The sequence below is a fragment of the Acidobacterium sp. FHG110202_01 genome (assembly GCF_059115305.1).
The window spans coordinates 229,597-249,912 of sequence record NZ_JBZYWJ010000009.1; the positions used below are offsets into that span (position 1 = coordinate 229,597).

The 20,316-nt window shown below is 55.1% G+C and carries 25 protein-coding genes and 1 tRNA gene; 6 read left to right on the forward strand and 20 right to left on the reverse strand.

Going from position 1 to position 20,316, the window contains the following annotated elements:
- Nucleotides 1-5: 5 nt before the first annotated feature.
- From AC5S16_RS18895 to AC5S16_RS18960, 14 genes are all read right to left on the reverse strand, one after another.
- Nucleotides 6-851, reverse strand: coding sequence for a head-tail connector protein (locus AC5S16_RS18895; RefSeq protein ID WP_493931662.1), 846 nt, complete (start codon nucleotides 849-851; stop codon nucleotides 6-8).
- Nucleotides 852-989: 138 nt separating this feature from the next.
- Nucleotides 990-2,177 (reverse strand): phage major capsid protein, encoded by a 1,188-nt coding sequence (locus tag AC5S16_RS18900; RefSeq protein ID WP_493931663.1) that lies wholly within the window; start codon nucleotides 2,175-2,177, stop codon nucleotides 990-992.
- 87 nt (nucleotides 2,178-2,264) lie between these two features.
- A complete protein-coding gene (locus AC5S16_RS18905; protein WP_493931664.1) occupies nucleotides 2,265-3,002 on the reverse strand; it encodes an HK97 family phage prohead protease in 738 nt (245 codons plus the stop codon).
- On the reverse strand, nucleotides 3,002-4,327 hold the full coding sequence (locus AC5S16_RS18910; protein ID WP_493931665.1) for a phage portal protein: 1,326 nt from the start codon (nucleotides 4,325-4,327) through the stop codon (nucleotides 3,002-3,004). Before AC5S16_RS18910 ends, AC5S16_RS18905 begins: the two co-directional genes overlap by 1 nt.
- Nucleotides 4,327-5,997, reverse strand: coding sequence for a terminase large subunit (locus AC5S16_RS18915; RefSeq protein WP_493931666.1), 1,671 nt, complete (start codon nucleotides 5,995-5,997; stop codon nucleotides 4,327-4,329). Before AC5S16_RS18915 ends, AC5S16_RS18910 begins: the two co-directional genes overlap by 1 nt.
- Complete coding sequence (locus AC5S16_RS18920; protein WP_493931667.1) at nucleotides 5,948-6,418, reverse strand: hypothetical protein; 471 nt, start codon at nucleotides 6,416-6,418, stop codon at nucleotides 5,948-5,950. Before AC5S16_RS18920 ends, AC5S16_RS18915 begins: the two co-directional genes overlap by 50 nt.
- 87 nt (nucleotides 6,419-6,505) lie before the next feature.
- On the reverse strand, nucleotides 6,506-6,865 hold the full coding sequence (locus AC5S16_RS18925) for an HNH endonuclease (RefSeq protein WP_493931668.1): 360 nt from the start codon (nucleotides 6,863-6,865) through the stop codon (nucleotides 6,506-6,508).
- A complete protein-coding gene (locus AC5S16_RS18930; RefSeq protein WP_493931669.1) occupies nucleotides 6,866-7,108 on the reverse strand; it encodes a hypothetical protein in 243 nt (80 codons plus the stop codon).
- A gap of 7 nt (nucleotides 7,109-7,115) precedes the next feature.
- Complete coding sequence (locus AC5S16_RS18935; RefSeq protein ID WP_493931670.1) at nucleotides 7,116-7,631, reverse strand: sigma-70 family RNA polymerase sigma factor; 516 nt, start codon at nucleotides 7,629-7,631, stop codon at nucleotides 7,116-7,118.
- Complete coding sequence (locus AC5S16_RS18940; protein ID WP_493931671.1) at nucleotides 7,621-7,869, reverse strand: hypothetical protein; 249 nt, start codon at nucleotides 7,867-7,869, stop codon at nucleotides 7,621-7,623. The genes AC5S16_RS18935 and AC5S16_RS18940 overlap by 11 nt, the downstream gene beginning before the upstream one ends.
- Nucleotides 7,866-8,087, reverse strand: a complete 222-nt coding sequence (locus AC5S16_RS18945; RefSeq protein ID WP_493931672.1) for a hypothetical protein — start codon at nucleotides 8,085-8,087, stop codon at nucleotides 7,866-7,868. The genes AC5S16_RS18940 and AC5S16_RS18945 overlap by 4 nt, the downstream gene beginning before the upstream one ends.
- Nucleotides 8,084-8,461, reverse strand: coding sequence for a hypothetical protein (locus tag AC5S16_RS18950; RefSeq protein WP_493931673.1), 378 nt, complete (start codon nucleotides 8,459-8,461; stop codon nucleotides 8,084-8,086). The genes AC5S16_RS18945 and AC5S16_RS18950 overlap by 4 nt, the downstream gene beginning before the upstream one ends.
- A 69-nt stretch (nucleotides 8,462-8,530) precedes the next feature.
- Nucleotides 8,531-9,019: a helix-turn-helix domain-containing protein gene (locus tag AC5S16_RS18955; RefSeq protein WP_493931674.1), complete on the reverse strand. Its 489-nt coding sequence runs from the start codon at nucleotides 9,017-9,019 to the stop codon at nucleotides 8,531-8,533.
- Nucleotides 9,016-9,342, reverse strand: coding sequence for a type II toxin-antitoxin system HigB family toxin (locus AC5S16_RS18960; protein WP_493931675.1), 327 nt, complete (start codon nucleotides 9,340-9,342; stop codon nucleotides 9,016-9,018). The genes AC5S16_RS18955 and AC5S16_RS18960 overlap by 4 nt, the downstream gene beginning before the upstream one ends.
- 536 nt (nucleotides 9,343-9,878) lie before the next feature.
- Between AC5S16_RS18960 and AC5S16_RS18965 the strand changes: the two genes are divergently transcribed.
- From AC5S16_RS18965 to AC5S16_RS18980, 4 genes are all read left to right on the forward strand, one after another.
- Nucleotides 9,879-10,982 carry a hypothetical protein gene (locus tag AC5S16_RS18965; RefSeq protein WP_493931676.1) on the forward strand — a complete coding sequence of 368 codons (1,104 nt, stop codon included), beginning with the start codon at nucleotides 9,879-9,881 and terminating at the stop codon, nucleotides 10,980-10,982.
- Nucleotides 10,983-11,200: 218 nt separating this feature from the next.
- Nucleotides 11,201-11,635, forward strand: a complete 435-nt coding sequence (locus AC5S16_RS18970; protein ID WP_493931677.1) for a Panacea domain-containing protein — start codon at nucleotides 11,201-11,203, stop codon at nucleotides 11,633-11,635.
- Entirely contained in the window at nucleotides 11,635-12,138 is a 504-nt protein-coding gene (locus AC5S16_RS18975) for a hypothetical protein (RefSeq protein ID WP_493931678.1), read from the forward strand. Before AC5S16_RS18970 ends, AC5S16_RS18975 begins: the two co-directional genes overlap by 1 nt.
- 29 nt (nucleotides 12,139-12,167) lie before the next feature.
- Complete coding sequence (locus AC5S16_RS18980) at nucleotides 12,168-12,314, forward strand: hypothetical protein (RefSeq protein WP_493931679.1); 147 nt, start codon at nucleotides 12,168-12,170, stop codon at nucleotides 12,312-12,314.
- A gap of 257 nt (nucleotides 12,315-12,571) precedes the next feature.
- Here the strand turns inward: AC5S16_RS18980 and AC5S16_RS18985 are convergent, their stop codons facing one another.
- Both AC5S16_RS18985 and AC5S16_RS18990 read right to left on the reverse strand, forming a co-directional pair.
- Nucleotides 12,572-12,760, reverse strand: coding sequence for a hypothetical protein (locus tag AC5S16_RS18985; protein WP_493931680.1), 189 nt, complete (start codon nucleotides 12,758-12,760; stop codon nucleotides 12,572-12,574).
- Between the two features lie 211 nt (nucleotides 12,761-12,971).
- Nucleotides 12,972-13,430 (reverse strand): hypothetical protein, encoded by a 459-nt coding sequence (locus AC5S16_RS18990; RefSeq protein ID WP_493931681.1) that lies wholly within the window; start codon nucleotides 13,428-13,430, stop codon nucleotides 12,972-12,974.
- A gap of 93 nt (nucleotides 13,431-13,523) precedes the next feature.
- Here AC5S16_RS18990 and AC5S16_RS18995 point away from each other — a divergent pair, with 93 nt between their 5' ends.
- Together AC5S16_RS18995 and AC5S16_RS19000 are read left to right on the forward strand one after the other, a co-directional pair.
- A complete protein-coding gene (locus tag AC5S16_RS18995; RefSeq protein WP_493931682.1) occupies nucleotides 13,524-13,733 on the forward strand; it encodes a helix-turn-helix domain-containing protein in 210 nt (69 codons plus the stop codon).
- Nucleotides 13,734-13,745: 12 nt separating this feature from the next.
- Entirely contained in the window at nucleotides 13,746-14,891 is a 1,146-nt protein-coding gene (locus tag AC5S16_RS19000; RefSeq protein WP_493931683.1) for a tyrosine-type recombinase/integrase, read from the forward strand.
- 161 nt (nucleotides 14,892-15,052) lie between these two features.
- On the opposite strand, the gene AC5S16_RS19005 is transcribed toward AC5S16_RS19000, so the two are convergent.
- From AC5S16_RS19005 to AC5S16_RS19020, 4 genes are all read right to left on the reverse strand, one after another.
- Nucleotides 15,053-15,129: transfer RNA gene (locus tag AC5S16_RS19005), tRNA-Asp, on the reverse strand.
- A gap of 247 nt (nucleotides 15,130-15,376) precedes the next feature.
- Entirely contained in the window at nucleotides 15,377-18,118 is a 2,742-nt protein-coding gene (locus tag AC5S16_RS19010; RefSeq protein ID WP_493931684.1) for a M14 family zinc carboxypeptidase, read from the reverse strand.
- Nucleotides 18,119-18,244: 126 nt separating this feature from the next.
- Nucleotides 18,245-19,630, reverse strand: a complete 1,386-nt coding sequence (locus AC5S16_RS19015; RefSeq protein WP_493931685.1) for an ATP-binding protein — start codon at nucleotides 19,628-19,630, stop codon at nucleotides 18,245-18,247.
- Entirely contained in the window at nucleotides 19,623-20,309 is a 687-nt protein-coding gene (locus tag AC5S16_RS19020) for a response regulator transcription factor (RefSeq protein ID WP_493931686.1), read from the reverse strand. The genes AC5S16_RS19015 and AC5S16_RS19020 overlap by 8 nt, the downstream gene beginning before the upstream one ends.
- Nucleotides 20,310-20,316 lie beyond the last annotated feature (7 nt).

Sequence of the window (20,316 nt, forward strand, 5' to 3'; positions counted from 1 at the left end):
TGGCGCTACCAGTCGAAAGTGTCGAAGACTTCACCGGCGAGTAGTTCAGCAACGCCAAGCGGAATCTCTTTAAGGTTGTTGGCCGACGCGGCCTCGCGGTTGTCATACCAGTGCTTAATGAGCAGGTACATCGCCCAGATGATGGTCTGCGGGCATGCGTTGACGGTGTACGAAGCAGTGAGTATCTGGCCTTCAAGGGAGGCATCAAAAGTCAGCGCACCAGACGCATTGCTGCACGTAACAGCTTCAGCCTCTGCGTTCGTCACGCCATTGAAGGTGACAAGTTTGTCTACCTGCTGGAGCGTGTATGTATAAGGAGCGGATGCGGGTACGCTGAAAGTTTCAGTGACCGGCAACTCATAGGTTCCAGCAGTGAAATTGACCTTGACCTGACCGGGAATATAGTTCTGCTGATATGGCCACGTGTAGCCTGGAATCGGTGCGATCCGCGCAGGCTCCGATGTCAGGTCTACGATGTAGTTCTTTGGGTCGATCGTGATGACGGTCACGCCATCGTTTGCGAGATATGAAAGCGACTCTACGCTGACCGTCGCTGGCTTCGGGAGCCGAATCGTCAGGCCGCGATAATACCAGTGCATGAAGTAGTCATGCGCCGTCGATCCTGTGGTTGATCCCCATCCCGGCCACGGAAAGTAATCCAGCGTGAGCAGCATACGGCGGTTGAAGATCGCTCGATTGGTGATCTTCTCTACGTGCTGCCGCGCCGCTGTAATGAGCGCGGTGATGTATGCATCATCGTCGCTAAAGTCCACGCGCAGATGTGACTTCGCCTGGGCGAGCGTGATCGGCTCGGCTGCGGGCTGCGTCAACTCGCGATAGGAAAGTGGCATGGGAGCTTAATAGATTCCGTAGTGGATTACCCAGACGGGCTGCTGCTTTGCAGGCCGAGGCTTGGGTTTGGACTTGGGGCGTTTCTTGGACATTGTGGGTGAGTGTCCCCGGAGTTATGAGGCTCCGGGGACCGAGGGTTACTGAACCTTCAGGCCCTGGATAGGCGAGTAGGTCGTGTTGTTGGCGAGGGTCACATTGCCACCAGCGCGAGCGAAGCCGACGATGCCCAGGCGGTTCAGTTCGATCCAGCGCTGAGCCGACTGCTTGATGACCAGGCCGGGATTGACTTCGCGCAGGAGATAGCCCTTCTGGAAATCACCGAACAGAACCGGGACATTGCCAGTCGCAACAGCCGGAGCATACTGGTTGATCTTCACGGGGAAGCCCAGAATCTGACCGGCGAAGCCAGAGGTCGCACCGTCCAGGTAGGGGATGAAGATCGGACGCATCTCGCTGTCCTTGATCTTCAGGACCTGACCGAGGGTCGCGTTGCTGAAGGCGAACACAGCGTTTGCGGCGTAGGCCGGGTCGAGCGCCGCGATCAGCGCTACGAAGTCGTCGTAGCCCAGAGCACCAACCGTTTCGGTGGTGACAGGAGCAGGCACATTACCGGTCAGGCCGACAAAGTTCGAGGTGTTGCCCTGGTTGATGTACTGCGAGATGCCACGGGTGTAGCGCTCGGTCAGCGACTGGTTGACATACGACACGAGGTCATACGACAGGTCCGCGATGAGCTTGTTGTCGACCAGGAGGGGATCGCCGGTGCGCAGACCGTCTGTCTTGACAGTCACGCCAGTTACGGAGGGGTCGGTGCCGTTGCCGATAGCGGCGGAGTCGAGCACCATACCATTCGACGTATCATCCCACAGGGGAACGCGAACGTCTTCGCCGGAGTTCGTGCGGAGCTTGCCGACGATGTCATAGATCGAGCCAGCGCTACGCTGCGCCACGACAGGCGGCAGGGCTGCGACAGGGATCATTACGCCGCCATCAGCAGCTACGGTCAAGTCGCGGGCTTCAAAGCGCTCACCACGGAAATAGGAGCGGAGAGCAACGTTGGTCGCACGGTTGCGCTCTTCCTGGGAGCGATTATCTGCAGCTTCAGAGTCGAAGCCCTCGCGCGGAGGACGGTTGGTGGGGAGGCTGCGCTCTTCTGACTCGGCACACGCTTCGATGCGCGTGATGTCGGCCTGGAGGGCATTGGCATCAGTCAGCATGGTGTCAACCTTGCTGCGCTGCTCGGTGGTCAGTTCGGTCGCCGACATCATCTGCCGGGCTTCTGCGAGCAAGCGATTGCGCTTCTCGTTCAGTTCGCGAAGGGTCATTGGGTGTTTCCTCGTATTTGTTTGGGGTTCCGGTTAAGACCGGAGTTGGAATTAACCGGAACCGGGAGGCTCCGGGTACTGCAAAGCCTAGATAGCTTCGGCTAAACGGAGACGAAGCATAACATCGTCATGCCAGGAATCGGATGAGCGCTGAGATGAACGTTCTGCGCCGAGGCACTGAGGATCGGCGGAGCAAATGCCGCAAGAGCCTGCGAAACACTGCGGGCAGGGGCAGGTGCAGGTGCATTGATCGGTGAGGGCGCGGAGAGATTTCTCGCTGACATCGTCCGCCTGAGTCTCAAAGCGCGAACGCATTTCTTTCGGCATTGACTCCGGCAGAGAGCGAACTCCCGATGACGCTTGATCGTATGCAGCAAACGTGACCGGCGAAACATCGATGAGCTCTTCAATTTCCAGAATGCGGCGAGTCACGGAGCCGTCTGGATTGTCTGTCCACTGGTCGCGCTTGCAAATGAAAGCAAACGATGACTGGTTGATATCGCCGCGCTTCATCGAAACGATAAGATCACGGGCGAACGTGGTATCCGGGGGCGTAACGTTGTACGCCAGGCCACGCGCATCGATGCTGAGGCGGAGCGTGTTCGCCGTGGTGCGTCCAAGCACGTGGTCTGGGTGATGGTTGAAGAGAGCGCGAACGTCAGGATTCGCCGCCATCACCGCGTCAAAGGCATGAGGATCGATTTCCTCCGTCCATCCAAGGTCATTCGACGGAGAATCGAACACGGCTGCATAGCCGGTGATGATCGGAATCTCATCCTGGGAGACGCGGAACTCCTGTGTGCTGTATCGGCGTTCTTGTTTCATCAATTCTTCCGGGGCTTGGGGTTCTGGGGATCTTCCTGCTGCTGTTCTGTCGGATCAGGCTGCTGCGTCATCGGGATCAGGTTCTTGTCCTTCAGGAACTGCTGCTCATTCGCCATGTTGACCGGGGCGAGGAGCACATCTCCCTCAGGGCCAACAGGATTGAGGCCCATATCTTCACGGACTTCATTAGCCGTCAAAATGCCCCACTGTCTGCCGAGCGCATACGACTGCATCTGCGTCTGGATATCACCGCGCAGTCTCTCTGACAGGTCGAACTCGACATAGAGGCTCGTGCTGTTGGTGAGCAGCTTGCGCTTCAGTTCGGACTCTATGCGTGTAATGATCGGGCGCAGAGTGTCAGTGACAAACGAAAGCTGGGCCTGCGTGTGATTGGCATTGGAAAGCCGCGATGTATCGCCGACTTGATGCGGCTGGAGATGAAACATCGCTGCGATATCTGCACGCTGGAAGTTTCGTGTCGCAAGAAACTGACTGTCTTCAGGGGACAAGCCAACTGTCTTCACGTCCCAATCGCCAAACAGGATCGCCTGCTTGTTCGCGTTCGAGCCACCATAAGCCTGCTGCCAGGATTCCTTGAATTCCTTCTGGACCTTCGGATCAGGCTTCGGGCCTTTGTTGATAAGGATGCTGGGCGCATGAGCGCCATTACCGAACCAACGGGCTCCAAATTTCTCAGCGGCCTTCGCCAGCGCGAATGATTCCCGCGCCGCACGAACAGGGCCAACGCCCTTAATGCCGTCCAAAGCGAACAGCGGAAAGTGAAGCACATCCTTGGCAGAGATGATGCGATAGGTGCCGTCCTTCATCCCGTCATTTGTGCGGAATGCGAGAGTCCCATCGGGTAAGCGGATCGGCTCAGTTTTGAGCGGATGCAGCGGCCAGATTGCACTCACGGTGCCATCAGGATCGCGAACAATCTGCGCGTACCCGTTGCCTGTCAGCGCAGAACAGCCCACCATCGTGGACCAGAATGTGAAGGCCGTCATCTCCGGGTTGGGAGAGTATGCCAAAAGATCGTACAGATAATGTTCGGTTGCTTCCTGCCGTCCCTTGTCGAGTCGGCGGAACAGCTTGCACGGCAGTGATGCGACAGCCTCAGAGAGCGTGGTGACGCAGGTATAGACCGTGCTGATCGCCATCGCCGTCCGCTCATTCACGAGCTCGCCGGATGCGGTCGGGCCTCCGTCCAACTCGTTCCAGACAGCGACGGCTGTAAGCGGAGTCGTAGGATCGTCAAACATCCCGCTGCGCTTCTCCGGCGGCTGCAAGCCGAGTGTCGTGATCGCTGAGTCGAATAGAGGCATTAGATGATGAGGAATCCTATGTCTTGTGTTTCTTGTGACGGTGCAAGCATGGCGCGACTCATGGCGATGAAGAGCGCGATTGCCGCGTCGATCTTGTTTTCCGGTCGCTCTTTGTCCGGCATGGTGTAGTTGCCTGCCGGGGTCTCGCGTGTGAGAACGTTGCTCATGCACCAGGTCAGGACAGGATGTCCGTCGTGATGGAACCTGCCGTCATATATGGCAGCTTCAACTTCCTTCATCGCCGGACTGAGGACAGCCGGTGACGGAGGAACTTCTACGCGAGTGATGCCGGTCTGCTCAGATACTCGCTGCGCATATTGGTCTGCGTAACGAGCGTCATAAGCCAGTTCCTGGGCTTGATACGAAGCAATGTCGGCAATCGTGTCCGCTTCGATCGCGGAGTAATCAATGCTGCTGCCCGGTGTCGCAGTTAGAAAACCTTGCTTGGACCACTTCTGGTAATGCTGATTCTCCGGCGCATTGACGCGCTCTCCAGGGAGATAGCACCGACAGAAACAGTAATAATGTGGTTTGCCGTCGATGTCCCTGCGATGCAGCCGAATGGCAGCCGACAGGTCGAGCTTGCTGGCAAGGTCGGAACCAAGCCAACATAGAAGGTCTTTTACTGACTCATCCGTGAGGTCAGGGTCATAACACTTCTGCCACGCCTGCATGTTCATCCACGCGGACGCAGCCGTAGACCAGATATTAAGGTGCATCGCCTTGATGTTGTTCTGGTGCGCTGGATTGCGTTGAGCATCCGCAATGGCAATGCGAATTTTCTCTGCGTCATTGCTGATCCCAAGATTGGGATTGGCCATGAGCAGCGCTTCTTCCGAAGTCCAATCTACGGAATCATCAGCGCAATAAAGCGCTCCAAACAGCCGGTCATCCGGCATCGAACCGTCGAGCATCTTCTGCGCCCGTTGCTGCAACTGGTAGCAAGGGTTCTCTAGGTGCGCGACGCCCGCTGTCGAGATCGTCAGCAGTAATGAGTTCGGCGTCTTGTTGCAGCCGGTCTTAAATGTCCCGTACAGATCACTGCTGGTCGCCTGGTGTAGTTCGTCCAGGATCGCCAGATACGGTCTGGCTCCATGCTTGCCCTTCGAGATGACAGGCTGGAATCGAGCGCCGGTCTTGGAGAAGATCGACTTCTTCAGCGCCGTAATGCCGAGCCGGTTGTATACAGGCTGCTGCTCTACAAAACCCAGAGCAGGCCGGAATACTTCGAGTGCCTGCTGAAGGTTTGTCGCACCGCAGTAAACTTCAGCATTCGGTACGCCATCAAAAAATGCGAACCAGAGACCGAGCGCTGCGATCAGGGGAGATTTACCATTCCCCTTAGCGATCATGATGATCGCTTCGATGTACTTCCTGAGTCCGGCTTCATCCACCCAGGCAACTAAGCTGGATACGAGCCAGACTTGAAAATCTTGCAGGACGAACGGCTCACCCGATGGAAGCTGATGCTGCTCGATGAAGGTGCAGACGTTGTTCGCCTTGACCGCATCGAAGTGCCAGCGCGAATCGATCTTCTTCAGGTCCGCAAGATGACGAGCCGCCGCAAGCTTGATCCATTTCGACGCGGGGACTTTTCCGTCTACAATCGCTTTCGCGTAACTATGAGTCCTCTGCGCATACGTTAGCCTGCTTGTCGTCGCTGATGTCATCTAGGTGCATATCTGTTGCGCCGATGCTGGACATAAACTGGGCGAACGGGTCTGCCTTCTGCTCGGGCGGCTGCTCTACTTGCAGGCGTGTACGGGCCTGGGGATCAAGTCCAAGGCGAGATAACAGTTGCATCAGGATCGCAATGCGAGATGCCTGCATCAACGGGTCAGTCCGGAACTGATGGAGAAGGCGACTGGCCATCTCGATCACTTGTCGATCGGAGCTACCGGCGACACCAGCAGGGATGGAGGAGGCAATCTCTTTCCAGACCTTCTTCAAAGCAGCGTCGAAATATTTTGGTGGGTTCCCGATCGCGCCGACTGTCTTCGGAGATTTCTTCCGGTCGGCGAACCGGCCAGCGTTTGCAGCGAGAGAACCTCGCATCTCCGCTTGGTCGATCGATAATCTTGGTTTCGGCATTACAATCGGCGTTTATTGAATTGCAGATAAAAAAATTTGCCCAGCGCGTGGTCTGGGAAGGGCCGAAGTCGTAGGTATTTTGACCCCCTACCCCCTTGACCCATCGCTTTCCGTCTTACGCTGATGGCATGATCGACATAGGCTCTGCAGGTTGTCGAGGTCGAGCCTGCGCTCTGGTGCTTGGCTGATCGGTACAGCATGGTCCACATCGATAGCCGGTATCGCTCTACCATCTCTCAGGAGGCAATGCTGACACAGATACTTGTCACGCCTCAGTGCTGCGAGCCTTACACGCTGCCACGCTGCGTCATATCCTCTGCTAGCTGCTGTACCTCGCCATCGATCAGCCTGTTTCCGTACTGTCTGCGTGTGCTCGGCGCAGTAACCTGAATCGGTTAGTTGCGGACATCCGGCTCTACGACATGGCCGCTTCGGTCGTACCGGCAATTACTGCTTGCCCTTCCACATCGCTAGTCCGGCAGCAATCAGTGCCTGACCGGTGTCATGCTGGTGGGTGATCGAGAGCAGTGCTCCACAAGCCAGGATGAGCAGCGCCTGCACGTGATCGGGGATTTCGGCGACGGCGTCGATAATGCGCTTGACCATTGGATGTCCTGTGCGAGGCGGGAGCGGGCTGAGGATTATCAGCCCGCCAGAGATGCGCTGCGCTGAGGTGTGTCTGTAAGCCAATACCCACCTACACGGATTTTTTCCGATCGAGAACGAAATATTTTTTCACTTTTTGTATTGCGTAGTCAGCTTGGCTGCGCTTAAGACCAAGAATCTGGGCTACATCCTTTATGCTTACTCCGCTGGCGATCAATGAGATCAATTCGGCCTCTACAGGGCACTCCCGTATAAGCTGACGCATGCGCTCGGACATAATGTCGTCCCTCTCCGGTGTCAGGTCGGCGAGGTGGTCCTCTTCGCGATATGCCGTCCTGTGCATGGCGTCACAGCCCTGGCGGTGCCATTTGGCCGCCGAGTTATGCGCGATTGTCCTCACCCACCCCGCAAATGAACCCTTGGACGGATCATACTTGTCGAGATACTGCCACACCCGCAGTGTCACAATCTGACTAACATCTTCAGAAGCGGTCTCACGCAGAACATAGGAGCGCACACCGGTAAGCAGAGCATCAAGGCTCGCATCACCGGCTGCGTACTGCGCGTAGAGGTCGCAGAGGGCTTCTCCTCGTGTCTTAGTTGCCACGGCGCACCTCTGCGATGATCGCTAAGCATTCCATCCCCAGCATCTCGGGCCTGGCGAAGCAGGATGGATGGATGCAGCGGAGTGTTGCGATGCGCTGCTGTTCCTCCGTAAGGCCGCTGAAGTGGATCGCAAGCTTGGGGAGCACTCTCCGGATTGCATCGCGTTCTTCAGGCGTTTTGGCGGCGAGCAACCGACGTGTCTGCTCGGCAAGCATGAGATAACCGGCGCGGGGCATCATGACCGCACCTCGATGACCGGCGCGAGCAGCCGATAGCTGTGGATGATCGCCTGGGCCTCGGGTACGCCCATGACGTACTTGTTGAGTGTCTCGACATTCGGACAGAGCGATTCGGCCCGCTTCAAGGCGTTGGCTGTTGAGTGACAGAGCAACACGGCATCGGGGATGTCCCGGTTCCAGGTCTTCTTCTTCCGGTGGCTGCGATGACGGCGGCTCACTGAATCACCACCTTCTGACCGGTCGCCTCCACATAATTGGACAGTTCCTGCAGATCATCACAATCGAGACCTGCCGCTTCGAGCGTGGTCCGCTCATCGCGAACTTCGGCGATGAGCCGATCAACTGTGGGGAACCATTTATCCAGCGTCAGGGAATCCGCGCCGGTCGCGTCCATGACACCGGCAACCCAGCCAGCTTCCCAGTCAGAGAGCTTGGCGGTGCGGCAGAGGCGGGCGGCGGCGTAGGCGCGGCGCAAGGGCGAGTCTACGTCGTCAGGGCCGCCAAAGACGAACTTGGTTTTGGGGGATACGGGCAGACTGGGCACAGTGAGGACGATGGGCTTGGGAGCTTTGCGGCGGGGTGAGACAGACATGATGGATGGACCTCCGGGGAGCCGATTGATTCGGGCTCTACCTAGCGGTCCATAGTCAAGATGTCTGAATTACTTTGATTTCTGTCTAGAGGCGACAAGACCTCCTGTCAACACGGGCAGCAAACCGGCGGTAGCGAATCCACCGAGTAAGGCCCCTGAACCAATCGCGAAGAAGACCGCTGGTGAGACATGGAACCGGCGACTCAACTTCTCTATATGGTCCTTATTCATTTCGCGCTTGCCTGAAAGCACCAACGACACAGTGCTCTCCACGCCGAACTCAGGAACTAGGTCCTTTTGTTTGAGCCCGTGCATCTCCATCAGATATTCCAGAACCGTAACTGGGTCCGCCGCTGGTACCGGATAGCGCTCTGCCTCATAACGCTCGATCAGGAGAGTGAGGAGCTCGATCGCTTCGTCCTCATCGGGGGTGGTTTCTTCCTTAGCGGTGAGCTCGAATAGCGCCTTGGTGTATTCTTCAAGCTCTTCATCGGAGTGGATAAGGTGAGGAGCACCGCGATGAATCATTTCTGCAGGGTTTGCGAGGACTGTGCTCATGTTCCGTACTCCTTGTCCCAGTTGGCTTTGTTGTCGTATTCCTTATGTGTCAGGAACGACCTAATATAGATGTGGCCCATCGTGGGCTTGCCGTTACGCTCTTTAGCGTAATGGATGATTGTTACCAGACGATACCGGTTGTGCCTTATATTGAAGATCACATATCCGTCAACGTCGTCCGCATCCGGGAACGTCTGTCTGACCTCCACGAAGCTCGTCCAGCGAACCGTCTTTACGATCTCGTACCAGGCAGCTATTTCTTTGGCGGCATCCTGATATCTGGCAGACGCTTCATTCAGGTGCTTCAGGGTCACCACGTGCATTAACTAATTATCTTTTCATTTTGAAAACTTGTCAATACGAAAAGTTTCCGGGTAGACTGTGTTGCTGCTGCGCACAAGCGACGACCAGCGGCGCGGCGGCGGAATCTTGGGAGCCCTTTCTGGGCTGAGTTGGACAGGCATTGATATCCCGCTGTTCTGCTTTTGCTTTTATCCTGTCCTGTCCTCTAAGAGCGCTATGAGAGCGCTCATCCTGTCCTTATCTTCGGAGTCGTTTTGCTGGAGGCTGATAGGAAGCTCTTAAAGAGCTGATAGGAGGCTGGCTAAAGGCTGAGGAAGGCTGATACGGCGGACGGTTTTATCCCGATTCAAGGAAATTTTGTCCTTAATACGGAAAAAACATTAGCCCAAACCCGGTCACGCTAGAAAATCTGTCCTGAAACACCCGCACACGAAAGACAAAAATTCCAGTAACGGAGAACTTCTTGACTACGGACCTCTATATCGAGGATATTTTTTTCCTCGATAAACGGGGTAAATCCGGCGCGGTCCGGTATTGACCCCTCATAGAGGTTGCGATGAAGGACACACTCACGACACTGGACATCCTGCGGGATGCCCGCGATTCCGGCCTTTTCAGAAAAGCCGAACAGACTCTCTACTATCACCTCGCATTGCGTGCGGACCAGTGTAAGGACTATTCGACCTTCGTAGGATACGAGACTCTCTCTGAGGATACTGGCCTCGACATCAAGACGCTCCAGAGGGCGGCAGCGAAGTTGGAAGCCGCTGATCTGATCTCACGCAAGCTTAGGCCAAATCACTCAAATGTCTGGTACCTGAATGTGGCCAAAGTCAGGGAGGTCGCCCGGAATATCAAGGCAGAGCGGAAAGCAGCGGAGCCTGTAAGCCCCTTCGCTCCTCCTGTAATTACAGATGCGATTGGACCTGAGACCGTCGACACAGAGTTTCCGGCAAAGCGCTCCGCAGAAGAACAGGCGGACTTCGAGCATATCCTCAAGGTGCTGAAGAAAGAATTCCCCGATCATCCTACCTATAAAGAGGCTGACGCCGACAGGATTATGGCTTCGTGCGTGGAGACCCTGGTGCGTAAGGCCGGATATGTGGGTCGTGTAGGCTCCGTGCTCCACTGGGCGATTCATGCCCCGATCCTCAACAGGAAGATTAAGAATTCGAATAGGCTCGGAGGGTTCCTTACGTCATACTTTGATGGATGGAATCGTGATTTTCAGCCATTGTTCGAGGCTGAAATGCGCTCGGAGCTCACATCTCAGGCACGAGGAGAGGGTATGGACTCGTATCCGGTAGGCTGTCCGAGCCATGTAGAGTTTCCCGACTTCGTCAAGCGTTTGCTCGGCGATCATCTGATCGATGTGACTACGGAGACGGCGGAGAATGGCGACATCCGCTTCGGCGTCGATATGACTCCACGCGCTAAGCTGGCGCTGATTATCACTCAGGCTCTTGCAGCCGATCAGCTCATTGATCCCAACACGATCCATAGCTGGGTCGATGAGGATGAAGTACAACAGGCCATCCGCTTCGTTGCTGATGACGAATTGGTGGGGGAACTGAAGAGGGCCGACGATCCGGTTGCATACTTCTTGGAGTATCGCTGGGAGTTGGCGGAAGACTCGGACACGGATGTTGAAGCCGCTTAATTTTCGCAACAACGTCAAAAACCAGACTATGTGCTTTTTATGAGGGACCGGTTGACCCAATATGGGCTGTTCTGGTCCTGCACAGAAATTCAAAAGAAAGAATCAGAGCAAAATGTGTCAAAATCGAATAAGAGGGAATCTACCGAACAGGCCAACTTTCCGGAGACGGTTGCCGTCCTGTATATTGTGCTATTCGGTAACAGGAGAGGGGTGCGGTCATGCGAGCGCGTGTGATTGATCTTGCAGACTACATTCTGCGCAAATTAGGTCCAATGTCTGCTATGAAGCTGCAGAAGCTCGTCTACTACTCGCAGGTGTGGTCTCTCGTTTGGACAGAGAAAGAGTTGTTTACAGACAGGATCGAGGCGTGGGCTAATGGTCCTGTTGTACCCTCTCTCTATGCTAGGCATCGGGGACACTTCCGTCTGTCCAAAGGATTCTTTCAGGGGGAGCCTGAGCGCCTTTCTGCTGACCAACAGGATGTGGTTGATAAGGTACTCGGTTTCTATGGGGAGAAAGACCCGCAGTGGTTGAGCAACCTTACTCACATGGAAACGCCGTGGCTAACCGCGAGAGAAGGTCTGGCGGCTGGCGAAAGAGGAAACAGCGTCATCACAAATGAGTCGATCTTAGAGTATTACGCAAGCCTCTAATGCCCGTTCCCGCAGAACAGCGCCAACCTAAATTCAAGACTGCTCCTGATGATCGAAAGATAAAAACCGGGGGCGATCCAGAGCAGACAATCAAGATGGGGGGCGACCCCAATTCTTATGAGAAGCAAACAATAGCTTGGCATTTTCATGCTCTCGACAAGGAACATGATGATTGGGGCTGGAATAAGTTGAAAGCTCCCCAGTGGAGAGACATTCTTAAACATCTTGTTGCGTTTGAAGGTCTAACCTGGGCCACTCTGAAACAGCAGGCTGGTGGAAGAAGACAGGGCACGAACCATCATTCTCTCTCCGTGACAGGCTTCAATAAAGCGGCACAGGAGCGGTTGAGAGAACTCAAGCTGGATGACTATGAGTCTCTCTTCTCTCTCAGGATCAACAACACGTTACGTCTCTATGGCGTCCGAGATGGTCGCGTCTTGCGTCTCCTGTGGCATGATCCGTTCCACGGGGGTAAAAAGGGCTGCTATCCAACTGGCAAGTGATGTTTCATGACTTGAAGGATTCTGCCAATTTGACGGCCAAGGTGGCCGCGCTCGATGCTGAACAGCGCTGGAACCGAATGACCGAGATCGCTGACTCAGGCGATGAGAGTGATGAAGTCGCGCTTGAATTCGTAAAGCTCTTTTTTGGTCCCGAAGCTACAATGAGCGAGTCCTAGCCCTTCGCATGCTCGGCGTCAGGTGCATCTCCTAAATGGCGACCCCGCCGACTGATATCGGCAGTCGGCGGGGCCTTAGCAATTCTCATCCGATGTGCTGCTGAACAAGTAGTGCTCGCTGCCCCAGGGGAGTATGCAGCTCCTCCGGGCCTACTTATTCGCTGTCAGGATACCATTCACCTGGAATGTGATATCGAGTTCTGAACGCATAAGAACTCGCAGCGGCTCCCCAGTCATGCGCCATATAGCTACTAGACTCATTGGCGCAATATTGTGACGCCCTTCTTCGCATCCTTGGCGTTGACGTAGCCTTTGGGAATGGGCCACTGTTCCGCTGGCTTGATGAGATCCACCCGAGACCCCGGGCGGACTGCCCGCTGGAACAGATCGTCTAAAGGAGCGAAACCGTCCAGAAATGCCAGCGCGATGTTCTTCCAGTTAGCCATGAATTACTTCCTTCACTTCCGCTAGATGAGCATAGTCCTTTTGCGGATGCCGGACAATGCCTCAGACGGCCTTACAATGCTTGATTATGGACGCTGCACTTCAGCAGACCCTAGCTGACCGATACCTTGAATCTCTTGAATCTGGAGGACGGACCGTGGGGGTCCTTCATGGTGTCTCCATCATCCTACCTCGCCGTGCAGGAGGAAAATGCTAAAGCGCGATTAGGTTGCGGCTCAGGAAGGCGATATTCCTTTTCCGGAAGGCTTCCGGACTCCGCGCCAGCTTTTCCTGAACGAATTCGGACATATCGAGCCCCAGCTCTTCCACCGGGTCCCAGGGTCTGGGCAGGAAGTACTGCGGAGCGTCCGTCCATGCCGGGTGTGGTAGCCCGAACTCCGCGCTCAACCACTCCGCTGCGCCTGCCAGCAGCGCCTGCCATTCAGGGCTCAGAGATGTGGGAGACGGATAGAGGAACGCCGAGGCGTCCTTATACTCGTAGAAAGCGTGCAGGAAGTCGCTCCATGCGTCCTCGAACTCGGCACCGTCCTGCAACCGGCGCTCCAGATCCCGATAGTCCAGCGCACGCCATCCCCCGCTTTCCGCAACGGGACGCGGCGGTCGCTCGTGAATGGACTGCCATGCGAGTTTGTCGATCTGTGCGCGGTTCATCGGGGATTGGATGTGTGTGGAGCGGTCTGCGCCGCCCTATTTCGGCCAATAAACCGGGAAAACCGGCCTCCGGGGGTATTAACCCCCATGAGTATGACGCGATCCGAACTTCCCTTTGAACGCCTCTGGCATCCTCGTGATGCCGCTTCCTACCTTGGCATCCATGAGAAGACCACAATCAAGATGGCCCGGACTGGTCAGCTTCCTGCCCTTCGCCTCGGTAAGCATTGGAGGTTTCGCCGGACTGATCTTGCAGCCTGGGCGGAGTCTCAGGTAGAGTCGACATGCCAGCCCGTCGAGTGATGGAGAGAAAGCATGTCCAGCACTCGCTATCAAGAAGGAACCATCACCCGCATCCACCGCGCCAAAGGGCCGGATGTTTGGGTGTTTCGCTATCGCGACGAAAATCGAAAACACCGCGCCCGCACCATCGGCACCATCCAGGACTATCCAACCGTCGCAGACGCGAAGCGTGCCAATGACAATTTCCGTGCGTCCGTAAACGTCGCGCGGGAACGGGCCGGAAAGATGACCGTCCGGGACGCCTGGGGTCATTTCCAGTTGCACGAATTGCGCGACCCCGATGTTGATCGCTCGCCTACGACCATCCAAAATTACTTGGATTACTTCAAGGGCAGAATTATCCCCGATTGGGGGAACACTCCGCTCGACGAAGTCAAGCCGGTTGCGGTTGAAAAATGGCTTCGCAGCATGACCGATCTCGCGCCCGGCACTCGCGCCAAAGTCCGGAATCATCTCTCCTCCCTGTTCAGCCATTGCATTCGCCACGAGTTGTATAAGGGCGAGAATCCGATAAAAACAGTGCGTCAGAGTGCCAAGCGGCTGCGCGAGCCCGACGTGCTCACGGTCGCTGAGATGCTCTCCGTCCTGGATCATCTGCAAGTGCCGGTGGTCACGGTGATGGTCAAGACTGCCGCTGCCACTGCATTGCGGCGCTCCGAAATGCGTGGACTCAAATGGGCGGACCTCGATTTCGAACGTCTCTGGTTCAACTTGCGCCGTGGCAAGGTAGGCAAGTGTGAGACCAAAATGAAAACGGAGGCGTCGCGCAAAGGCATCCCTATGCTGCCGGAGTTGGCTGAGGTTCTTCAGGACTGGCGCACGAAAACGCCTTATCCTCGTGATGAAGACTGGGTCTTCGCGTCGCCGTTCACTGATGGGAAACAGCCGTATTGGTTCGACCCGATGCTCACCGATTATGTTCGTCCGGCAGCCGCAAAGGCCGGAGTCACGAAACACATCGGCTGGCACACCTTCCGCCACTCACTTGCTACGTTGCTTGGCCGCAGCGGCGAAGACATCAAGGTCGTTCAGGAATTGCTACGGCACGCCAATGCAAGGATGACGCAGGTCTATCAGCACGCCGACCGAGATGATAAGCGCTCGGCTCTGAGTCACGTCTCCGGTCTCTTCGTCGTCCCTGCTCGCAAAGCTGGCTGACCGCCCTTAGCTATACGCAAGAAAAAGGCTCCCGGTTTCGGGAGCCTTTTTCGTCTGAATTTTTTCTCTTGTCACACCGAGAGAAGCCCTATAGAGTGATGACTGTTCTTTTTTTGTTCTCTCGTTTTCGATGCCAGATCGGACTTAAGTCCTTTGTTATCTGGCGGGGACGACGGGGCTCGAACCCGCGACCTCTGCCGTGACAGGGCAGCGCTCTAACCAACTGAGCTACGTCCCCTTGCTGTGCTCAGAACATTCCGTTCAATGCTCAACAATCAAATTGTAACAGACAAAGTCGTGTCTGGTGTTCAAGATCGACTCACAGTAAGTCTGAGGAAAAACGAAATATTTCCCGCAATCCGACCACAAGCAATAATGGCGTGAGTATGCATCGGGCATAAAAGCCAGGTTGCAGCAAATCCAATGACAATCATGCGCCTGGACGATCGACACCTCATCATCTCGTCCAGGCAACCCAGCCCTGCTTATTGCAGGTTTTTGTAATTGATGAGGGTATTGAAGACGAGCTTATACTCTCCCAGGTTCTGCCATCTCCAGATGGGATTTGTCGTGAACATCACAACCTCGCCCTGACCGACAGGCAGCGTAACCAGAGCGGCACGGCCCTTGATCTCATCCGGTTCGCGCATCAGTCCGCTGAGCACGTTCTCTTTTCCTCCCGGATAGCGCATAAGCACATTCTGCTTGTTGACTGTCTCCTCCAGGCGGAACAGCGGACCATTGGCCCAGCGCACAGGCATGGTCTTGTCCGTGTATCCATAAAAGATGGGGCTGTTGGGCCTGGTGATCTCCACCGAAACAATAGGACCGGGCCCATAGAACCTTGGCGTCGTCGTACCAGAGTCAACCTGCGGAGTAATTCCATAACCGGGCGGGAAGGCGCTGGAACTTCCCAGCGTGACCATCAGGCCACCTTCGTCGACGAATTTATGCAGTTCGACAATGCCCTGCATGCTCATGCCTCCGGTAATGTCATCTGAGCTTCCGTAATCTCCGAGGAACTTGAACTGCGCCGTCTTGGTGTAAGCCAGCGGAGTCTTGCTCCTGGGGATATCATCGACCAGTTGCTTAGCCGTGCGTGTCTGGTCAGGAATCACGATGACATCGTAGCTTCCCTTCAGATTTCCCTTCACTACCTGCTCCTTGAAAATCAGGTCGTAAGGAACTTTGTATTGTTCAAATGTGTATCGCACCCAGCCAACATTCTGCGTAGCTCCCCATGTGCTGTATACAGCGATACGAGGCAGCCCCGCATCATGGCTGGCAACTTTTGGTTCTGTAGCAAGCGCAACAGTATCGAGGCCAAGGGGTACTGCAGCTGCCTTCAGCTGATCAAAGGCCGAAGCCGGCACAAGAAAAGACCCGGCCGGAACAGTAACGCTGCCCTGCTGGAATGAAGTCTCAGCAACCTTCAGCTTGACATCTTTCAGCGCGTAACGCAGCGTGATCATGTTCGGCGAACCATGGTCGAGAACCGCATAAGCCACTGCTCTTTTCGCCGAGTCCACCTTGCCGGTTGGGTTGAACTCATCGACAGGCGTCACAGCAGTTTTTAGAATGGCGGCATCGCTCACAGGCTTGATGATCGTATGCGTCATCATGCCCATGGTCCAACCGCTGTCATCATAGGTAGAAAGCTCCGGATCAGGATCAACCTGAACATCGAGCAGTGTCTTGGCCAGACGCCCATAAGGCTGATTCAGCTTAATGACAAATGACCCTGCCGGATATGTAACGTCTTTCAGCTTGATCTCACCGGTTGCGTGCCCGACTTCAATTCCCTGTTCGTGCAGCTCATGAATCACAAAGCTGACCTTGGTCATGTCAACCTGATCGCCCGGAATTACAAAAGCATAAGGCGCTTCCGTCTCGCCCACATGGATGGAGTTCTTGCTCTTCGTGTAGAAGTTCTCGAGGATGACCTGCGGAAACGCAGCCGTAAGCTGCAACCCGGTAAGCACCCCGGTTTCCGAATAGTTGGTATTGTTCCGCATCGACCACATCACTTCCTTATATGGAGGCAGCGGCCGAAACCATTCTCTTTTGGTGACATCTCCACCTGCCGCCATACCGCCTTTAACCGCGGGATCGGGCCTGGAAAAAGTGCGCTTCATCGTGGTCGCGCCACCATTGCCAAAAATCTCATACATGCGCATCATGCCGTTGTGATTGGCGGACATGATGCCGACGTATCCGGGCGACCAGCCATCCATGAAGCCGTGGGTCCACACGCCCGGCATTCCATACTTCGCCATCTGCGCTACTTCGAAGTTCGAAAACCATGGCAGCTCGCCCCACAGAATCGGATCGAAGTTCGTGTTCTGCGGTGCGTTGCCGCTGTACGTGTACATGAAGGCAATCGATTCATGCAACTCGTGAATGATCGGCGGATGATATTCGAGATACCACTTCAAATAGTTCTGGTTAGCCAGGCCTGCGTAGTTGATATCGCGATTGTCATCGTGCTTGAAATATTTGCCCCAGTACGGAACACCGCCCTCAAACGAACCGTTCGTATCTGTGCGGTCGACCATGTAGCGGTAATACCAGTCGATATTGCGGTCACGGCCATCGGGATCAGCCACTGGATAAATCGCGACAATCACTTCATCGCGAATCTTCTTGATCAGCGGGGTATCTTCAGTCGCTAATCGATACGCCAGTTCCATCAGCATTTCAGGCGGCCCCAGCTCGGCGCTGTGCAGACCGCCCATCAATGTATAGATGGGCTTGGTTTGTGCGATGATCTGGTGAGCTTCTTCATCGGTCAGCCCGCGCGGATCTGCCAGGCGTGCCAGGTTTTTGCGGTTCGTCTCCAGATTTTTGATCGAATCCTCAGAACCGACGAAGATGATCATGTTCTCGCGGCCTTCTTCCGTCTTGCCGATATCGATTACCTTCACACGCGGAGATTTCTCAGCCAGCGCGTGATAGTACCGCGAAATATCCGCATAATACGTCAGCTTTTTGGGAGCCCCGATGTAGTAGCCAAGAATGGCTTTGGGAGAAGGCACAGTCGATGAAGCCGGAAGGTGATCCACCAGAGGGCTCATAAATTCCGGACGAGTCGTCCACTCTTTCACTGCAGCCGCATAATCAGGATCCATATTCTGATCACTGTTCCCGTGATCGTTCTTCTCGCCCATCAGTACCGCAGAAAAAACGCACAAACATAGCACCACCAGACACTTCGCCCATCTATGCATTCGGATACCTTCCTTAGGAAAATCAGCCCTGATGACCAGCAATTTAGGTTTGTGAAATTTGAAAGAAAGTATCGCAAGAGAGGCCGTAATCGACAAGAAATATCTACATGGCGAGAAGAAATGAGCTTACGACGGGAATCGGGCAGGCATCTCTGTCTGGTTTACGGCGGTAGCTGCAGGAAGACGGATTTGAACCTGAAGGCCGCTGCCGGACAGGTTCTGGGCAATGATGCTTCCGCCATATAGAACTGCGATTCTTTTGCTGATCGACAAACCAAGTCCAGCTCCGCCCTGCTTGTGAGAATCCGGGGAGGAAACCCGGAAAAACGGGTCGAAGATTTGTTCGATCGCATTTTCCGGAACGCCATTGCCTTCATCCGTCGTGGTGATCGCGAGTGTTTGATTTCCATTGATGGGAATGTCGGCGAGATTGACCTCCACGATACCCCCGGCAGGCGTATGCTTCAAGGCGTTCCGGACAACATTCTCAATACAGCTATGCAGCAATCCCGCATCGCCCAGTACATAACGGTCAAAGACTCCTGTCTTCACGACTGTCTTGTTTTCCGTGACGCCCTCGAAGGATGCGTCCTTAACAATGCGTTGCACCAGTCGACCAATGTGAACAGGCTCTCGCCGCGAATACTTATCTGAGGAATCAATCCGTGCAAGCGTCAGCAGGTCAGAGATCATTTTTTCCAGCACGTTGATATCAGATTGCATCCTCGTCACCGCACTGAGGTCGCCGCGCCGTACTAATTCAGCAGAAACACTAAGCCTGGAGAGAGGAGACCGCAGTTCATGGGAGATGTCCCGCAACAGCAGCTTCTGCTGGTCAAGCAGAAGCTGCACACGCTCTGCCATGCGGTCGAAGTCACGAGCCAGAAGAGCGATTTCATCGTGCCGACCAGCCAGAGCCGGTGATACGCGTGCGGTAAGGTCCCCGCCCGCAATATCCATCGCTGCACTCTGAAGGCTGCGAATCGGCCTCGTGATACTGCGTGCAAGCAGGCTGCAGATGACTACAGAAATTACAAAGGCAACGATCAGTCGAACGGGACGTTTGTCCGGATCGCCAAAGTTGCCAAACACTCTTGCCGGCTGCACCTGCGCCACGAAAAAGTAAGTATTTCCGTCCCTCACCTTCCGCACAACGCCGAGCCAAGGAGATTTGAAGGAAAATTCTGATTGCTGTGCGCTTCTGGCATGGGCCAGCAGGTCTACCGCAGCACCCGGAACAGGAATGCCCGAGAGATTGGCATCATCTCTAAGCAACGTGGCGGAAATCTGAGAATCGGTTTGAATGTCCGACAGATATTCATTCAGCCTTGCTTCACCACCGTGTTCATAAGCATCGATGGCCGTCTCTGCATAGAGATCGAGCGAATGCGTCAGCCATCGATGAGAGAGAGGCCGGGCATTCGTTACTGCAGTGATGATAGTCAGACTTACAACCACCAGTACCGTAGCCAGCCAGAAGGCAAGGAACACACGCACAAAAAGGCTACGCATGGGGAAATCCCGTATAGCAGTAGCCAAGGTAGCGAATGCTGCGGATTCTTTCAGCAGTTCCGGTCTGAGCTCCGAGCTTTCGGCGCAGACTGCTGACGTGATTGTCGATAGCTCGATCAGCAACGCCAACCGCGCGACCTAATACCTGCTCAGTGAGTTCGTCGCGCGTCACACATTCACCGCTCTTTCGAACTAGCATGAGCAAAATATCGAACTCAGCTGACGTAAGAGCTACCTCATTACCGTCTTTAAAGACCCTTCTCGAAGAAATCTCGATCCTCAGGTCTCCTGCCATAAGAACATCAGCCTTCCCTCCCAAACGTCGCCGCAGAACAGCACGAATGCGCGCAACGAGCTCACCTGGAACAAAAGGCTTGGCGATGTAATCATCTGCACCATTCTCCAATCCGGCAATCCGGTCGCCGGCATCGCCTTTTGCGGTGAGCATGATCACGGGGACATCCGAGCGTGTGCGAATCTGCGCAAGCAGATCACGCCCATCGCCATCCGGCAGCATGACATCAAGAACTACAAGATCGTATCGCTTCGACCGTAGCTCCAAGTTGCCGCCAGCTATGTTATGGGCAGACGATACTTCAAAGCGGTCCATCTTCAACAGGCGAGTTAGTGACTCGCAAAGCTCTGTGTCGTCATCTATCAGCAGGATGGAACTATCCATAGAAACA

Coding starts and splice junctions, on each gene's coding strand:
- AC5S16_RS18895 (WP_493931662.1), bottom strand. CDS start 851: ATGCCACTTTCCTATCGCGAGTTGACGCAGCCCGCAGCCGAGCCGATC.
- AC5S16_RS18900 (WP_493931663.1), bottom strand. CDS start 2,177: ATGACCCTTCGCGAACTGAACGAGAAGCGCAATCGCTTGCTCGCAGAA.
- AC5S16_RS18905 (WP_493931664.1), bottom strand. CDS start 3,002: ATGAAACAAGAACGCCGATACAGCACACAGGAGTTCCGCGTCTCCCAG.
- AC5S16_RS18910 (WP_493931665.1), bottom strand. CDS start 4,327: ATGCCTCTATTCGACTCAGCGATCACGACACTCGGCTTGCAGCCGCCG.
- AC5S16_RS18915 (WP_493931666.1), bottom strand. CDS start 5,997: ATGACATCAGCGACGACAAGCAGGCTAACGTATGCGCAGAGGACTCAT.
- AC5S16_RS18920 (WP_493931667.1), bottom strand. CDS start 6,418: ATGCCGAAACCAAGATTATCGATCGACCAAGCGGAGATGCGAGGTTCT.
- AC5S16_RS18940 (WP_493931671.1), bottom strand. CDS start 7,869: ATGATGCCCCGCGCCGGTTATCTCATGCTTGCCGAGCAGACACGTCGG.
- AC5S16_RS18950 (WP_493931673.1), bottom strand. CDS start 8,461: ATGTCTGTCTCACCCCGCCGCAAAGCTCCCAAGCCCATCGTCCTCACT.
- AC5S16_RS18955 (WP_493931674.1), bottom strand. CDS start 9,019: ATGAGCACAGTCCTCGCAAACCCTGCAGAAATGATTCATCGCGGTGCT.
- AC5S16_RS18960 (WP_493931675.1), bottom strand. CDS start 9,342: ATGCACGTGGTGACCCTGAAGCACCTGAATGAAGCGTCTGCCAGATAT.
- AC5S16_RS18965 (WP_493931676.1), top strand. CDS start 9,879: ATGAAGGACACACTCACGACACTGGACATCCTGCGGGATGCCCGCGAT.
- AC5S16_RS18970 (WP_493931677.1), top strand. CDS start 11,201: ATGCGAGCGCGTGTGATTGATCTTGCAGACTACATTCTGCGCAAATTA.
- AC5S16_RS18975 (WP_493931678.1), top strand. CDS start 11,635: ATGCCCGTTCCCGCAGAACAGCGCCAACCTAAATTCAAGACTGCTCCT.
- AC5S16_RS18985 (WP_493931680.1), bottom strand. CDS start 12,760: ATGGCTAACTGGAAGAACATCGCGCTGGCATTTCTGGACGGTTTCGCT.
- AC5S16_RS18990 (WP_493931681.1), bottom strand. CDS start 13,430: ATGAACCGCGCACAGATCGACAAACTCGCATGGCAGTCCATTCACGAG.
- AC5S16_RS18995 (WP_493931682.1), top strand. CDS start 13,524: ATGACGCGATCCGAACTTCCCTTTGAACGCCTCTGGCATCCTCGTGAT.
- AC5S16_RS19000 (WP_493931683.1), top strand. CDS start 13,746: ATGTCCAGCACTCGCTATCAAGAAGGAACCATCACCCGCATCCACCGC.
- AC5S16_RS19010 (WP_493931684.1), bottom strand. CDS start 18,118: ATGCATAGATGGGCGAAGTGTCTGGTGGTGCTATGTTTGTGCGTTTTT.
- AC5S16_RS19015 (WP_493931685.1), bottom strand. CDS start 19,630: ATGCGTAGCCTTTTTGTGCGTGTGTTCCTTGCCTTCTGGCTGGCTACG.
- AC5S16_RS19020 (WP_493931686.1), bottom strand. CDS start 20,309: ATGGATAGTTCCATCCTGCTGATAGATGACGACACAGAGCTTTGCGAG.